Origin of the sequence: Paenibacillus zeirhizosphaerae, from assembly GCF_030705605.1 — a bacterium.
GTDB lineage: Bacteria > Bacillota > Bacilli > Paenibacillales > Paenibacillaceae > Paenibacillus > Paenibacillus zeirhizosphaerae.
Map to the genome: position 1 here is coordinate 30,449 of NZ_JAPCKK010000001.1, position 12,161 is coordinate 42,609.

Genomic DNA, 12,161 nt, shown 5'->3' on the forward strand with positions numbered 1-12,161 from the left:
TATGATGTAAGTATGGGCTGTTCAATAGATGATGTGGATATGGAGGGAGTCGTTATGGAAACCAACATGCCAGCAACTGCAAGACCGGATGCAGCCGGCCTGCGCCGGTTTGCCCGGCTCATCAGCGACGCCAACCCGCCACGTGTTGTGCTCACTGTGGCCTTGCTGCTGACACTTATTCAGACCGCAGCCGGTCTGATCGTACCCTTAATGACCAAGGGCCTGATTGACGGACTTACGGCCGATTCCCTGAACAGGCAGGTGCTGATCGGGCTTGCCGCCGCATTTATACTCCAGGCTGCCGCTTCCGCCGTATCTATCTATATGCTGAATTACGCAGGACAGCGGATCGTGGCCAATCTGCGCACCCGGCTTTGGGAAAAGGTGCTGGCGCTGCCGATTCCTTTTTTCGACCGCAACCGTACCGGGGACACGATGAGCAGGGTGACCAACGATACCAGCCTGATCATGAATCTGATCACCGAATATCTGGTCAGCTTCGTATCCAATATTATCGCCATTGTCGGCGGCATTGCGCTGCTGTTCTATCTGGACTGGGTGATGACGCTGATCATCCTCGCCGTGGTACCGGTAACTGCGCTGATTTTGATGCCGGTAGGCCGGAAAATGTATCGCATTTCAAAAAAACAGCAGGATGAGATGGCTGATCTGACATCTATACTGGGGCAGGTCATCGGGGAGATCCGTCTTGTTAAAGCTTACGGTACGGAGAACAGGGAAGCACGCTCTGGCGAGGACCGAATCCGCCGTATGTTCGCTTTCGGCCTGCAGGAGGCGAGAATACTTGCGCTGATCGGACCGCTCTCCACCTTTGTGATGACGGCTGTGCTCGTCCTTATTCTTGGGGTCGGCGGAATCCGGGTGGCCTCGGGCCTGCTGACGGCGGGAGATCTGGTCGCGTTTATTCTGCTGCTCTTCCAAGTCATTACGCCCATGGCGCAGTTCACGACACTGTATTCAAGAGTGCAGAAGGTGCTGGGCGCAACGGAGCGAATCCAAGCCATTCTGGCGCATGAAGAGGAGCCGCAGGATAGCCGGAAAATGGCGGCTCCCGAGGGAGAAGCTATTGAGCTCAGGAATGTCAGCTTTGCTTATAACCCGGGGGAAGAGGTACTGCGCAATGTTAATCTGGTGATTCCCGCACGCCAGACGACCGCCATCGTTGGGCCGAGCGGGAGCGGCAAGTCGACCCTGTTCGCTCTGCTGGAAAGATTTTATGTTCCCGTGGAAGGAGAAATCAGATACGGCCAGGACCGGATCGATGAATATACGCTGGCAAGCTGGCGGGCGAAGATCGGTTATGTGTCCCAGGAAAGTCCCATGATGGCCGGAACAATTCTTGAAAATATTACGTATGGCATTTCCCGTGAGGTGACCCTGGAGGAAGTGCGGCAGGCAGCAGAGCTGGCGTATGCGGCTCCCTTCATTGACAAGCTGCCGCAGCAGTACCAAACCGAGGTGGGTGAACGGGGCATCAAGCTTTCGGGCGGACAAAGACAGCGCATCGCGATAGCCCGCGCCTTTCTGCGCAGCCCGGATATTCTGATGCTGGACGAGGCGACCTCGGCGCTGGACAGCTCGTCCGAGCATGAGGTGCAGAAGGCGCTCGCCAATTTGATGAAAGGCCGCACAACCATCGTCATTGCCCATAGGCTATCGACGGTTGTCCACTCAGACAAGATTGTTGTGCTTGAGAACGGCCGCATCACCGGTGAGGGGACTCATCAGGAGCTGCTGCAATCCCACGAGGTGTATCGTGAGCTGGCGCAAAAACAGTTCGTAGAAGCAGGACAGTCCGGAGAAACGTCCGAGCTTATTTGAGCAGACGTTCCATCCGTTTAGGTATTATCGCTGCTTTCGGAAGAGACTCTTATGATGAGGGTCTCTTTTCATTTAGGAGTATTTTCTTTACCTTGAGCTAGCAGGCTAACCGCCTTGGCGATGGCTTCCCTTGTCTCATTTGGTTTATTCAAGGCATCCGGGGCATACGATGGACCATAAGGACTTGAAGCTGTCCATGCGGTGGCTAAGGCCATGATCGCGGTCAAAAGAAAACCGGGAGTGAACGTCGTTCCTATCAGCCCCTCGTTTTGCGCATTCGTGACTTCTTTTATTTTCTTCTGCTGGACGGAGGCACGCTCGGTTAAATGAATGTTCTTTTGTTCCAGGCCGTACCAGGCCAATAGTCTGTACAGATCGGGATTGGCGATGGCAAAATCGAACACCTTTGCCGCATAACCGGGAAGGTCCTCAGGAGTAAAGGTGACTTCTTCATAGACGCGAGTAAGGTGCTTTTGTAGAACTGTTATAAAAAGCGTCTCCTTATTCTCAAAGTAAATGTAGATCATATTTTTGTTGCATCCGGCATTTTTGGCAATGCGGTCAACCCGTGCACCCGCGATGCCGTAGGATGAGAACTCCGCCATAGCTGCCTCTAAAATCCGTTCTTTTGTTGCTTCAGCATTTCTCAAAGAATACTCCCCTTATACATGAATTTTTCATCAAACAATTTATCATTTAATTAATTGTTTGACAAACCGGTTAGTTCATTATATATTATAACCAACCAGTTAGTTAATTAATGAGGCTGGTATTTCTAATGAAAGAAGGAATCGTTTTTGAAACTGTCGGGAAACACGATCCTTATTACAGGCGGAAGTGCCGGAATCGGTCTGGCTTTTGCGGAACGTTTCATCAAAGCCGGAAACCAAGTGATTGTTTGCGGACGACGCGAAAGCGCGCTGCAGCAAGCGAAAGAAAAATACCCCAGCCTCATCACACGTGTCGGCGATTTGACGCTCGAATCCGACCGGGTAGCATTGTTCAATTGGGTAACGACAAACTACCCGGAGGTAAATGTGTTAGTTAACAATGCCGGAATTCAGCAGCGTTTCCATGTGTTGAAAGCAAATGCGAAGGATGATTGGAGTTATTTCGGCCAAGAGCTTGCCGCCAATGCCGAAGCGCCGTTCCATCTTTCTATGCTGTTCGCTCCATTTTTTGCGGCAAAGGAAGAAGCGGCCATCCTTAATGTGACGTCCGGACTCGCGTTTACGCCGCTCGCGATCGCCCCGATCTACTCGGCTACCAAGGCGGCGCTTCATTCCTTTACGATAAGTCTGAGACATCAGCTTGCCGGGACATCCGTCGAAGTAATTGAAGTCGCTCCGCCAGCTGTGAATACAGATTTGGGCGGAGATGGCCTGCACGTGCACGGAGAACCGCTGGACGCCTTCGCGGACGGGATTTTCAAAGGATTGGAGGAAGGAAAACAAGAAATCGGATACGGTTCTTCGATAGACCGCTTGCGCATGTCGCGGGATGAAATCGATGAATACACGGATAAGATGTACAAGGCGCTGAAAAGCACAATTGAATAACCGCAAGTGCGCAGAGGGTTCAGCCATAAGTTGTATGCAGGTCCGCAGACCAGCAATAACTTATGGCTTTTTCTGATTCGATATGGTATGATTTAGCTTCCTTTTTTTTGAAAAGTGTATAAGGCTCACAATAATCTCTCTTAGGAGGTAACTGAAAGTGGTCAATGATTTTCAAAGTGCCTATCAAGAAGAAAAGCAGCGATTGACGCAGGTGATGGAGGAGATCGACCGGAGATTGCAGAAGCTGCGCTCGGTTCCGGTCTACACTGGCCACGACTTCACGGAGCAGGCGCTGGAAGCGGGACGTGAAGAACGGAGGCAGGCTTTGTCCAAAAGTGTGCATGAGCCGTATTTCGGAAGGCTGGATTTTGAGGAGAAGGGCAAGGGGGAACGAAAGCCCCTTTATATTGGAAAAATAGGGGTAGACCGTGAAGAGGTGGGGGAGTATCCGCTCGTGATCGATTGGCGCGCCCCTGTGGCCAGCCTATTTTATTCCTTCACCGGCGGGCAGGACCTTGCCTCTTATGAAGCGCCCGAAGGCCTGATTGAGGGGCTGGTCTATCTGAAGCGAAATGTCGTCATCCGGCAGCAGATTCTGGAAAGAGTTGCCGATACCTATAAGCGGGAAAGCGATGAGCCGGCTGTGTCGGATGAATTCCTCGTCTATCGGCTTGGAGAGAATAAGGATAACCGCCTGCGCGATATCGTTTCCACCATTCAGGCGGAGCAGGATCAGATTATCCGCGCAGAGCGCAGCAAGGCGCTCGTGATTCAGGGCGTGGCGGGCAGCGGGAAAACTACCGTGGCGCTGCATCGGCTTGCATTCCTGCTGTACCAGTATAAAGAGCAGGTATCGGCTGAAAAAATGATCATTTTTGCGCCTAACCATATGTTTCTCGATTATATATCCGACGTACTGCCCGAATTGGGCGTCGGCAGCATTCAGCAGCGTACTTTCAATGATTGGGCGCTCGGGATTCTGGATACGGAGTTTCAGACAGCTCCTGCCGAGGAGGCGCTCCAAACCTGGTTCGAAGCAGGCACGAACCGGCCGGCGGTGGATGAGACAACACCGGGCCGATTTAAGGGGGCGCTAGTTTTCATGCGTCTTCTGGAAGGATATGTGCAGCAGCTTGAGCCGTTGTCAGTGCCAGAGGGCGATTTTAGTCCGTGGGACGGGGCCGTGCTTGCGAGGAAAGAAATCCTGCATTGGTTCAACGAAGAGTATAAACCCTACCCGCTTGCCAAGCGCACAGAGCGTGTGCTGGCCAGAATCCATCGCTGGATTGAAATGGAACTGAAAAAGCCGGTATCCGCCGTGGTGCTCAAGGAAAGGAAGAAGAAAGCAGCACAGCGGGAAAAGGCATACGCTAAGAAATGGCCCCGGTTTGAAGCGGTGACCATGTACAAGCAGCTTTTTCAGGCGGTTAAGGGCCAGCCGGTCCCTTCATCGATTATGGATGAAATTCCGGTCAACGTACTGAAGCAGACGGCCGCGGATTTGAAAAAGAATGTACTGCGCGAAGAGGATCTTCCGGCGCTTGTCTATCTTCATGTTCTGACGCATGACATCGATTCGGGCAGTCGGTTCGATCATGTGGTAATCGATGAAGCCCAGGATTTCTCGCCGTTTCACACCGCGCTGCTGGATTTGTTCGTGAAAGGTCACTCGTTTACGATCCTCGGTGATTTGTCTCAGGGTATTCACGAATACAAAGGCGTTCACAGCTGGGATGAGGTCGGCTCCCTGTTCAACAGCGGGGATACGGGTTATTTTGCGCTGACAAGGAGCTACCGGTCGACGCTGGAAATTATTGAGTTCGCGAATGTCATCCTGGAACGGGGCGTGCGCAGCGGCATTACAGCCGTGCCTGTCTTTCGCAGCGGCGATCCTGTCCGTGTGCTTCCTTACGGCCCGCAGGGGCGGAGGGAGCACTTGTTGTCCGCGCTGCGGGAGCTGGCTGGCAAAGAATATCGGACCGTGTCTGTTCTTACCCGTACGCTGCGGGAGGCTGAGGAGCTTCACGCTTATTTCTTGGAGCAGGGGATGGATATTCATCTGATTGACGGCTCTATGAAGCAGTATGAGGGCGGCCTGTCGGTGCTGCCTGTATATCTGTCCAAAGGGCTGGAGTTTGACGCAGTCATCGTGGCTGATGCCGATGAGCAGCATTATGCCCCTGATGCTATGGATGCGAAGCTGCTGTATGTCGGTTGCACGCGCGCACTGCATGAACTGTGGCTGCTGTACTCGGAGCGTTTGCCGGCGTATGTCGAAGCATAGATGAAGGGGGCTGGGATGCTCTGAGGCGCTCCAAGAACGAAGCATTCCTGCAATCGCTGTTGACCCTTCGGGCCAAAGGCGAACGCTGCGCTTTTCCGGAATTGCTTCGTTCTTTCCGCTGCTGCGTGCATCCTTCTACTTAATAAATGCCAGACATAAATCGTCAATCGCCTGCGATTTTTGGGTGGTAAATAAAGTCGAGAACTTCACCCTGTTCTCGACTTTTTGTGCATCATTCTACGAAAGCGTGTCCGGCGGTATGTTAAAATAGAAGACGGTGTTAAGGACGGTTACGCAAACTTTCAAGGATGTGAACGTATGGATTTATTTTCTTATTCCCAGGAATCGACCCCCGGTGGCCGTCTGCTTGCGGACCGGATGAGGCCGGTAAGTCTGGATGAATATGTTGGACAAGAGCATATCATAGGCCCGGGCAAGCTGCTGCGAAGAGCGATTGAAGCCGACCAGGTGTCATCTATCCTGCTGTATGGGCCACCCGGCTGTGGCAAGACGACGCTGGCACATATCATATCGAATCATACGCAAGGGAACTTTGTACGTCTGAACGCGGTCGACGCCTCGGTGAAGGATGTCCGTGAGATAATTGAGCAGGCTCAGAATAATAAAGCGATGTACGGTACGAAAACGATCCTGTTCCTGGATGAGGTGCACCGGTTCAATAGCTCCAGGCAGGATGCCTTGCTGCCTGCAGTGGAGAAGGGAACAATCATCTTTATCGGAGCGACAACTGAAAATCCGTTCCACTATGTTAATGGGGCCTTGCTGAGCCGGTCCACCTTGTTTCAACTGGAAGCCCTCACTAAGGAGCATTCGCTGGCCGCCATGCGCCGCGCCCTCGATGATGCGGAAAAAGGGCTCGGCTTTATGGAACTGAGGGTGGATGAGGAGGCGCTCGATCATATCGCTTCCATGGCCAATGGGGACATTCGCCGCGCATTGAACGCCTTTGAGCTGGCTGCGATGACAACCTCTCCTCTAGCGGATGGCACAGTGCATATCACGCTTGATGTTGCGGAGGAGTCGATCCGGCGACCGATCGTCAAGGCGGATGAATCCACACAGTATGATGTGCTGTCCGCCTTCCACAAGAGTATACGCGGCTCCAGCGATGCGGCACTGTTCTGGTTTCTGTATGCGGTGGAAAAGCTGGGCATGGACCCAATGACGTTCCTACGGCGGCTGATTGCAGCCAGCAGTGAGGATATCGGGCTGGCGAATCCGCAGGCGATGGTACAAGCCGTCAGCGCTCTGGAGGCGTACCGCAATAACGGCTGGCCGGAAGCGAAGCTGAATATTGCCCAAGCGATTCTGTTCGCGGTGGAGAGCCCAAAATCCAATGCTGTGGTGATGGCCATTTCATCTGCAATGTCTGCTATGGACGAGATCAAGTCGGCCGAGGTTCCCCTGCACTTGCGGGACGCCCACTATAAAGGAGCGGAGAAGCTGGGGCATGTAGGCTACAAATATCCGCATAATTTTCCTAATCATTTTGTTAAACAGCAATATTTGCCGGATGAGATTGCAGACCGGACCTTCTACAAGGCGACGGAGCAGGGGAACGAGAACAAAATCCGGCAAAATCAGCAGTGGCGGGAATCACAGAAATAAAGAGAACAAATACGTTGCTGGATAGTGAAAAGGGAGTTGTACGAATGATTAAAGATTTAATCTTTGTAGGCGCCGGCGGGCTGATTGGAACACTTTGCAGGTATGCTGTACAGCAGTGGTTTCCTGTGGGAGCCGGCGGGTTCCCGCTGCCTGTTCTGCTCGTTAACCTGTCAGGCTGCTTGTTCCTGGGATGGTTCTTCACCGTCACTCCAGGAATATGGCGAATCCCGCCACGGCTGCGTCTTGCGCTCGGCACGGGCTTTACCGGTGCTTTTACTACATTCTCGACCTTCACTGTAGATGCGCTGCGGTTATGGGGCGAAGGTGAAGCAGCCACCTCGTTGCTGTATATCCTGTTGAGCTTGCTCGGCGGACTTCTGATGTCCTTGGCCGGAATACGGCTGGGGCAAAACATGGCTACGCGCTCTGGAGGGGGAACAGCCGTATGATCTGGTGGACGGGAATGGGCGGCATCGCCGGAGCTGTGCTGCGTTTCGGATTGGGAAAGGCGGTATCCGCCCGCTGGGGTGCTGCTTTTCCATGGGGCACGTGGGTTATTAACATTTCGGGCTCGCTGCTGCTCGGTGCGCTGTATTATTTGTATTCGCAAGGGAGCTTGTCTCCTGCGCTGTGGGGGATGCTGGGCGTCGGCTTTTGTGGTGCTTATACGACCTTTTCGACCTTTGGCTACGAGACGATTCAACTGATCGATAGCGGCCGCAACGGCCGGGCGGCACTGTATGTACTATCTTCGGTGGTTCTCGGGATAGCGGGAGCAGCGCTCGGGATGGAGCTTTCATCCTGGCTCATAAATTAATTACGGAGCAACGAAAAAGCCACCCTCCCGAAGGAAAGGTGGCTATTAGCTTGCCCAAATGATCCCGGCTTTGACGCGTCGATCAGGCTTGAAGCTGCGGCTGCAGCTTCTCGATCTTGTCGATGGTGCCGCCGCCAAGACAAACATCACCGTCATAGAACACGACCGCCTGACCCGGTGTGACCGCCTTTTGATGCTGATCAAAGTCAACGTGCACCGAACCGTCTTCGCGCCAGGTCAGCGTAACCCCTTGATCCGGCTGGCGGTAACGGAATTTCGCTGTGCAGTGCAGTGGCGCGGACGGAATGGCGTCCGTGCCAGCGATCCAGTTCACACTCTCGGCAATCAGTCCTGTCGAGTACAGGCTCGGATGCTTGTCCCCCTGAACAACGTACAAAATGTTACGTTCCAGATCTTTATCGGCTACAAACCACGGCTCACCTGTGCCTGATCCGCCGATACCCAGCCCTTGGCGCTGCCCGAGTGTATAATACATCAGGCCGTCATGGCGGCCTTTGACCTCACCGCTTACGATATCGACCATGTCACCGCCTTTGGCAGGCAGATAATTGCTCAGGAACTCCTTGAAGTTGCGCTCGCCGATGAAGCATACGCCAGTGCTGTCTTTTTTCTTGGCTGTGTACAGACCGGCTTCTTCAGCGATCCGCCGCACTTCCGGTTTGGGGATATGACCTATGGGAAACATCGCTCTGGACAACTGCTTCTGGTTGAGCGCGTTCAGAAAATAGGTTTGATCCTTGTTATTATCCACACCACGCAAAAGAGAAAAGACTCCGTTATTCTCCACTACTCTTGCGTAATGGCCTGTTGCCACGTAGTCAGCCCCCAAGTCGAGCGCTTTATTCAGAAACTCGCCGAATTTGATCTCGCGGTTGCACAGGACGTCCGGATTTGGAGTGCGTCCGGACTTATATTCATCAAGAAAATAGGAGAATACTTTATCATAGTATTCTTTTTCAAAATTGACGGTATAGTAGGGGATATCTATTTGCTCGCAGACACGGCGTACATCTTCCGCATCTTCTTCGGCCGTACAGTGACCGAACTCATCCGTGTCATCCCAGTTTTTCATGAAGATGCCGATTACGTCATAACCCTGCTGCTTCAACAGAAGGGCCGTTACGGAGGAGTCGACGCCTCCCGACATACCGACGACGACACGGGTATCTTGATTGGCTTTTACCATCGTCATCACCGTTTCTTTCGTTGGATTGGTTAAGGGAATGAATCCTTAACCCTCATATTGTAACACAATTTGTTGCAAGTTCAAAAAACAAATTGACAATCAGTCAAGGAATGGTTACCATAAACGATCTGGATATGATACCATAAGAGGTATGATCGGAATAGAATGATTTTTTATTGCATTATGCAGCAATTTATTAATGAAGAGGTGGCACCTTTGAAGATATCGACTAAAGGACGTTACGGATTGACGATCATGATGGAGCTTGCCGCGAAATACGGAGAAGGGCCGACTTCTTTAAAAAGTATTGCCGAGAGAAATCAACTCTCCGAGCACTATCTGGAGCAGTTGATCGCTCCGCTCCGCAATGCCGGTCTAGTTAAGAGCATCCGAGGGGCATATGGTGGATATATTCTGTCTGGCGATCCGGCGGAAGTAACCGCAGGGGATATCATCCGCGTGCTTGAAGGGCCGATTTCACCTGTTGATTTTACGGAAGAGGACGATCCGGCGAAACGGAATTTGTGGCTTCGTATCCGGGACAGCATTGCTGAAGTACTGGATTCGACAACCCTGAAAGACTTGATAACGTATCAGGAAAAAGATCAAAATGACAATTACATGTTCTATATCTGACGAGGTGGCTTGCCATGAAACGGATTTATGTAGACCATGCCGCATCGACTCCCGTACATCCTGAGGTTGCGCAGGTCATGATGGACATCATGACCGGTCAATTTGGCAACGCTTCAAGCGTGCACGCTTTCGGTCGTGCCGCCAAGCGCACCGTCAGTGAAGCACGCGACGTCGTTGCGGCTTCTTTAGGCTGTCTGCCGGAAGAATTGATTTTTACGTCCGGGGGCACGGAAAGCGACAATCTGGCCCTCTTCGGAGCGGCTTTCGCCAAAGGGCGCAAGAACGGGCATATCATAACAACAGCGATAGAACATCATGCGGTGCTCCATAGCTGTTCCGAGCTCGAGCATCTGGGCTATGAAGTTACATATGTGCCTGTGGATCACACTGGGCGTGTGCTTCCGGAAGAGATCGAGGCTGCCATCCGGCCGGATACGTTCCTGATCAGCATGATGTATGCCAATAATGAAGTAGGAACGGTTCAGCCAGTCGCCCAGATCGGAGAGCTGGCGCAAAGCAGGGGCATCCTGTTTCACGTCGATGCTGTACAAGCCTTAGGAGCGTTGCCGATTTCATGCCGTGATTTGCCGGTGGACCTGCTGAGCGTGTCCGCGCATAAAATCAACGGCCCACAGGGGGTTGGAGCTCTGTATATCCGCCGCGGCACAGCCATTCAACCTCGGCTTTACGGAGGATTGCAAGAGAAGCAGCGGCGGGCGGGCACTGAAAATATGGCGGGCATCGCTGGTTTTGCAAAGGCTGCCACGATTGCAACGGCCTCGGTGCATGGGCGGAGAGCGCATGATCTGTCTCTCCGCAGCACGCTGCTGAACGGTCTGGAGGAGAGACTCGGCAGCGACGGATTTACGTTGAACGGCAGCAGTGAGCATTTCCTGCCGCACATCGTGAATCTCAGCTTTCCTGGCTGTGGCACGGAGACGATGCTAATGAATCTGGATATGGAAGGAATCGCGGCGGCAAGCGGTTCAGCTTGCACGTCCGGCTCGATTGAGCTGTCTCATGTCCTGGAGGCCATGAATCTTCCCGAAGATGTTTTGCGTTCTGCGATTCGTTTTAGCTTCGGTTTGGGTAATACTACGAAAGAAATGGAATACGTGGCTGAAAAAATTGCAACCATAGCGAAAAGATTGCGTAATAGACACTAGGGGAAACTCTGCATATGGATAAGGAGGGTAGCGCTAATTTCCATTTCATCAGCCGAACGGCAAAGGTACTGGCATTCAAGAGCAAGACTTCACCGCATGTTCGGAATATACATGATGAGGAGGCACCCGGCATGAAGCTTCAGGATATGATCGGTCTTGCTGTTTTCGATGTGGAGGACGGCAAGCAGATTGGTAAAATACATGATTTTATACTTACGGCGGACTGGACCATTCAAGGGATTGAATTGGAGGGCAAGGGTCTCTTTTCCTCTCACGTCAAGACCGTTGATTGGGAAGATATCGTAGCTTATGGAGAAGACGCCGTTATGATTCGCAATCAGCAGGCTGTCCGCAATACGGAGGCCGACGACATACATTATACTTACCTTCTTGGCGGCAGCAAGCTTAAGGATCTGTCCGTTCTGACGGAGGAGGGACTTATGCTTGGACATGTCACCGATGTTTATTTTGACCAGGAATTGGGAAACAAAGTAAAGGGGTTGGAAATAAGCGACGGCTTCGTTTCGGACTTGATCGAAGGGCGGAAATGGTTGCCCTGCACTGACGACATGTCCATCGGGGAGAATGCCATTATGGTTCCCCCGCTGAGCGAGCAGCGATTGGAGAAAGTTATACATTCTGTTAACGGATAGGGTGAAATTATGAAATGTCCAAATTGTAATTCCAAAGATATAGGCAAAATCGGCTCTCACCAGTTTTACTGCTGGGGCTGCTACATTGAACTGCAGGTAAATGGCGACAAAATGTCCGTCTACCAAGTTGAAGAAGATGGAACGCTCAGCTCGCTGGACGATCTGTTCTTTGGCGAGGAATACACCCAGGAATTCCCGCAGGCACAGGCATCCTCTTGAGTGATGGCGGCTTGCGGGCTTCGTATGGTGTGGTTTAATACGCGCTTGTTCTTTCGGATACCGGAGGATCAGGCGCGTTTTTTGTACGGCGGGAATGTGGGGGGTTAATCCGGTCTGCTTCGGCATATACTGAATCGGAAAGCCAGTCC

Annotated in this window: 12 protein-coding genes; 10 read left to right on the plus strand and 2 right to left on the minus strand. The window is 52.3% G+C overall.

The genetic code is table 11. The features are described 5' to 3' along the window. The first annotated feature begins 54 nt into the window (after positions 1–54). Positions 55–1,842: an ABC transporter ATP-binding protein gene (locus tag OIN60_RS00200; protein ID WP_305752853.1), complete on the plus strand. Its 1,788-nt coding sequence runs from the start codon at positions 55–57 to the stop codon at positions 1,840–1,842. Positions 1,843–1,910: 68 nt separating this feature from the next. Here the strand turns inward: OIN60_RS00200 and OIN60_RS00205 are convergent, their stop codons facing one another. Further along, positions 1,911–2,492: a TetR family transcriptional regulator gene (locus tag OIN60_RS00205; RefSeq protein ID WP_305752854.1), complete on the minus strand. Its 582-nt coding sequence runs from the start codon at positions 2,490–2,492 to the stop codon at positions 1,911–1,913. A gap of 147 nt (positions 2,493–2,639) precedes the next feature. On the opposite strand from OIN60_RS00205, the gene OIN60_RS00210 reads away from it, so the two are divergent. The 5 genes from OIN60_RS00210 (at position 2,640) to crcB (OIN60_RS00230) (ending at position 8,131) form a co-directional block, all read left to right on the plus strand. Further along, positions 2,640–3,401, plus strand: coding sequence for an SDR family oxidoreductase (locus OIN60_RS00210; protein WP_305752855.1), 762 nt, complete (start codon positions 2,640–2,642; stop codon positions 3,399–3,401). A 157-nt stretch (positions 3,402–3,558) separates the two neighbouring features. Further along, entirely contained in the window at positions 3,559–5,685 is a 2,127-nt protein-coding gene (locus tag OIN60_RS00215) for a HelD family protein (RefSeq protein WP_305752856.1), read from the plus strand. A 318-nt stretch (positions 5,686–6,003) separates the two neighbouring features. After that, entirely contained in the window at positions 6,004–7,314 is a 1,311-nt protein-coding gene (locus OIN60_RS00220; RefSeq protein WP_305752857.1) for a replication-associated recombination protein A, read from the plus strand. Between the two features lie 47 nt (positions 7,315–7,361). Further along, the gene (gene crcB, locus OIN60_RS00225; RefSeq protein ID WP_305753167.1) at positions 7,362–7,763 is read left to right on the plus strand and encodes a fluoride efflux transporter CrcB; all 402 of its coding nucleotides are present in this window, start codon (positions 7,362–7,364) and stop codon (positions 7,761–7,763) included. Further along, positions 7,760–8,131, plus strand: a complete 372-nt coding sequence (crcB, locus tag OIN60_RS00230) for a fluoride efflux transporter CrcB (protein WP_305752858.1) — start codon at positions 7,760–7,762, stop codon at positions 8,129–8,131. The genes crcB (OIN60_RS00225) and crcB (OIN60_RS00230) overlap by 4 nt, the downstream gene beginning before the upstream one ends. Before the next feature lie 82 nt (positions 8,132–8,213). Here crcB (OIN60_RS00230) and mnmA read toward each other — a convergent pair whose 3' ends face one another. Then, positions 8,214–9,344 (minus strand): tRNA 2-thiouridine(34) synthase MnmA, encoded by a 1,131-nt coding sequence (gene mnmA, locus OIN60_RS00235; protein WP_305752859.1) that lies wholly within the window; start codon positions 9,342–9,344, stop codon positions 8,214–8,216. A gap of 210 nt (positions 9,345–9,554) precedes the next feature. On the opposite strand from mnmA, the gene cymR reads away from it, so the two are divergent. From cymR to OIN60_RS00255, 4 genes are all read left to right on the plus strand, one after another. Next, entirely contained in the window at positions 9,555–9,974 is a 420-nt protein-coding gene (gene cymR, locus OIN60_RS00240; protein ID WP_305752860.1) for a cysteine metabolism transcriptional regulator CymR, read from the plus strand. A 14-nt stretch (positions 9,975–9,988) separates the two neighbouring features. Next, positions 9,989–11,140 carry a cysteine desulfurase family protein gene (locus tag OIN60_RS00245; protein ID WP_305752861.1) on the plus strand — a complete coding sequence of 384 codons (1,152 nt, stop codon included), beginning with the start codon at positions 9,989–9,991 and terminating at the stop codon, positions 11,138–11,140. A gap of 131 nt (positions 11,141–11,271) precedes the next feature. Continuing rightward, complete coding sequence (locus tag OIN60_RS00250) at positions 11,272–11,793, plus strand: PRC-barrel domain-containing protein (RefSeq protein ID WP_305752862.1); 522 nt, start codon at positions 11,272–11,274, stop codon at positions 11,791–11,793. Positions 11,794–11,802: 9 nt separating this feature from the next. Further along, positions 11,803–12,012: a YrzR-like zinc ribbon domain gene (locus OIN60_RS00255; RefSeq protein WP_305752863.1), complete on the plus strand. Its 210-nt coding sequence runs from the start codon at positions 11,803–11,805 to the stop codon at positions 12,010–12,012. The last annotated feature ends 149 nt before the right edge of the window (positions 12,013–12,161 follow it).

Coding starts and splice junctions, on each gene's coding strand:
- OIN60_RS00200 (WP_305752853.1), top strand. CDS start 55: ATGGAAACCAACATGCCAGCAACTGCAAGACCGGATGCAGCCGGCCTG.
- OIN60_RS00220 (WP_305752857.1), top strand. CDS start 6,004: ATGGATTTATTTTCTTATTCCCAGGAATCGACCCCCGGTGGCCGTCTG.
- crcB (WP_305752858.1), top strand. CDS start 7,760: ATGATCTGGTGGACGGGAATGGGCGGCATCGCCGGAGCTGTGCTGCGT.
- mnmA (WP_305752859.1), bottom strand. CDS start 9,344: ATGACGATGGTAAAAGCCAATCAAGATACCCGTGTCGTCGTCGGTATG.
- OIN60_RS00245 (WP_305752861.1), top strand. CDS start 9,989: ATGAAACGGATTTATGTAGACCATGCCGCATCGACTCCCGTACATCCT.
- OIN60_RS00250 (WP_305752862.1), top strand. CDS start 11,272: ATGAAGCTTCAGGATATGATCGGTCTTGCTGTTTTCGATGTGGAGGAC.
- OIN60_RS00255 (WP_305752863.1), top strand. CDS start 11,803: ATGAAATGTCCAAATTGTAATTCCAAAGATATAGGCAAAATCGGCTCT.